The sequence below is a fragment of the Cellulomonas septica genome (genome assembly GCF_012396155.1).
In the GTDB taxonomy this organism is placed as follows: Bacteria; Actinomycetota; Actinomycetes; order Actinomycetales; family Cellulomonadaceae; genus Cellulomonas; species Cellulomonas septica.
Genome location: NZ_JAAXOY010000529.1, coordinates 1 through 2,502 on the forward strand (window position 1 = coordinate 1; position 2,502 = coordinate 2,502).

The 2,502-nt window shown below is 76.2% G+C and carries 3 protein-coding genes; 1 reads left to right on the top strand and 2 read right to left on the bottom strand.

What is annotated here, in order from left to right:
* Positions 1-104: 104 nt before the first annotated feature.
* The gene (gene sigK / locus HGA02_RS16100; RefSeq protein ID WP_343035532.1) at positions 105-677 is read right to left on the bottom strand and encodes an ECF RNA polymerase sigma factor SigK; all 573 of its coding nucleotides are present in this window, start codon (positions 675-677) and stop codon (positions 105-107) included.
* A gap of 250 nt (positions 678-927) precedes the next feature.
* On the bottom strand, positions 928-1,173 hold the full coding sequence (locus tag HGA02_RS16105; RefSeq protein WP_168680103.1) for a DUF6480 family protein: 246 nt from the start codon (positions 1,171-1,173) through the stop codon (positions 928-930).
* A 109-nt stretch (positions 1,174-1,282) separates the two neighbouring features.
* Between HGA02_RS16105 and HGA02_RS16110 the strand changes: the two genes are divergently transcribed.
* Positions 1,283-2,502 (top strand): glycoside hydrolase family 43 protein (locus HGA02_RS16110; RefSeq protein ID WP_343035533.1); only part of this gene is annotated, 1,220 nt, incomplete at its 3' end.

Consider the following 2,502-nt stretch of genomic DNA (forward strand, 5'->3'; position numbering starts at 1 on the left):
GTCGGGGTCGGCGGCCACGAGGGCCTCCACGGCGCGGCGCTCGTCGTCGTCGACGGCGTCGAGCGCGTACGCGCCGAGCAGGGCGCGGACGTCGTCGTGCTCGCTCACGCGGTCACCCCCAGGCAGTCCTTGAGGCGCAGCAGCCCGTCGCGGATGCGGGACTTCACGGTCGGCAGCGCTGCGTCGAGCTCGGTCGCCACCTCACGGTAGGTCCGGCCGCCGTAGTAGGCGAGGACCACCGCGGTGCGCTGCGTCTCGGTCAGCGAGCCCAGGCAGTCGCGCACGGCGGACTGCTCGAGGCGGTGCTCGACGTCGTCCGCGACCACGTCGAACGGGCGCTCGGTGCTCTCGTCGAGCACGCGCTGGTCGCGGTCGCGCTGCGCCTGCACGGCGCGCACGCGGTCGACGGCCCGGCGGTGCGCGAGCGTCGTGACCCAGGTGCGCACCGACCCGCGCGCCGCCTCGTAGCGGGCGGCGGTGCGCCACACCTCGACCCAGACCTCCTGCGCGACCTCCGCGGCGTGGTCGGGGTCCCGCAGGACGCCGAGGCACGTGCCGTGGACGGTGCGGGACAGCAGGTCGTAGAGGCTCGCGAAGGCCGTCTGGTCGCCGGCCGCCACCGCCGCCATGAGGTCCTGCGCGGAGTCGGCCGCCGACTCGCGCGCGGGGTCGGTCACGCCGGTCAGTGTGCCCCACCGCTCGTGCGCGCGCCGAACGCGCGCCGCGACCCACGCGGACGGGGACGGCAGCGCGGGAGGCGCGCACACGACCAGGGTGGACATGGGGACGCTCGCAGTCGGCTCGTCGGGACGGGTCGACCGTGGTTCGGAGCAGGCGGCCCGGCGGACGGGTGGCGCTCGTCACGCACCGGTGGTAGGCACCCGGCCGTCCGGGAGGCGGACGTCGGGCCGGCGCAGGACGCGGGCCTCAGTCGAGCAGCCCGATCGCGTACCCCACGAAGAAGAGACCGATCAGGACGACGAACGCCCCGATCACCCCGTAGGCGATCCAGTTGGAGCGCGTCGACCCGGTCCCCGGCTGCCGGTCCGACGCACCGGACGTGGACGACTCCGCGGGCGGCGTGTCCCCGGGCGCGACGCCGCCGCCCGGTTCGAGCCCGGGCGTCTCGTCGGGGTCGGGGTCGGCGTTGCGGTACGGGTCGGTCGAGCTCATGCGTCCCCTCTCGTCGTCCTCCCAGCGTGCGGGGCGCACCGCCGACCGGCAACCGGCCGCCCCGGCAGACCGCCGCACCTCGTGCGGGTGGTGTGACAGGGTCGGTCCCGTGCCGGACGCGACGACGCCCCCTGACCCCGCCCTGCCGACCCGCCCGGTGGTCGCCGGCTTCCACCCCGACCCGACGGTGTGCCGGGTGGGCGACGACTACCTCCTCGCGTGCTCCAGCTTCGAGTACGCACCCGGAGTCCCGGTGTTCCGGTCCCGCGACCTCCTCACCTGGGAGCTCGTCGGGCACGCGCTCGACCGGCCGTCGCAGCTCACGCTCGACGGCGTCGCCCCGTCGGGCGGGATCTACGCCCCGACGCTGCGCCACCACGACGGGCGGTTCTGGCTCGTCACGACGAACGTCTCGGACGGTCCGGGGCACCTGATCGTGACGGCCACCGACCCGGCGGGCCCGTGGTCGGAGCCCGTGCGGATCCGCGACGTCGGCGGCATCGACCCCGACCTCGCGTGGGACGAGGACGGCACCTGCCACCTGACGTGGTCCGACGACGGCATCGTCCAGGCGGTCGTCGACCCGTCGACCGGCGACCTGCTGAGCGAGCCGCAGCGGCTGTGGAGCGGGACCGGTGGCCGCGACCCCGAGGGTCCGCACCTCTACCGGGTCGGGTCCACGTGGTACCTGCTGGTGTCGGAGGGTGGGACCGGGCAGGGGCACGCCGTCTCGATCGCCCGCGGGCCGTCGCCCGCCGGTCCGTTCGAGCCGTCCCCGCACAACCCGCTGCTGACCGCCCGCGGCCGCGCGACGCCCGTCCAGCACACCGGGCACGCCGACCTGGTGCAGCGGCCCGACGGGTCGTGGGCCGTCGTCTTCCTCGGTGTCCGGCACGAGGGGTCGTTCCCCGGCTGGCACGTGCGCGGCCGGGAGACCTTCGCGGCCGAGGTCGTGTGGCGCGACGGCTGGCCGGTGCTCGGCGACCCCGTCGAGCCGACGACGACCGAGGCCGGGCTGCGCGAGGTGCTCGACGGTGTCCTGCCGGCGACCTGGGTGGGCGCGGGCGCGTTCCCCGCCGACCTCATGCGCCGAGCCGACGACGCCTGGGAGCTGCGTGCGGGCGCGCACGGTGAGCGGTCGTTCGTGGGTCGCCGCCAGCAGCACGCGGTCACGTCGACGCGTGCACGCGTCGACGTCGCGGACGGCGCAGGCGGGCTCGAGCTGCGCCTGGACCCGCGGCACGCCGTCACGCTCCAGGTCGACGGCGGCACCGTGCGCGCGGTCGCCCGCGTCGGGTCGATGACGTCGGTGCTCGGCGACGCGCCGTG

Bases quoted from the DNA above. Each gene is read 5' to 3' on its own strand.
- HGA02_RS16105 (WP_168680103.1), bottom strand. From the start codon at position 1,173: ATGAGCTCGACCGACCCGTACCGCAACGCCGACCCCGACCCCGACGAG.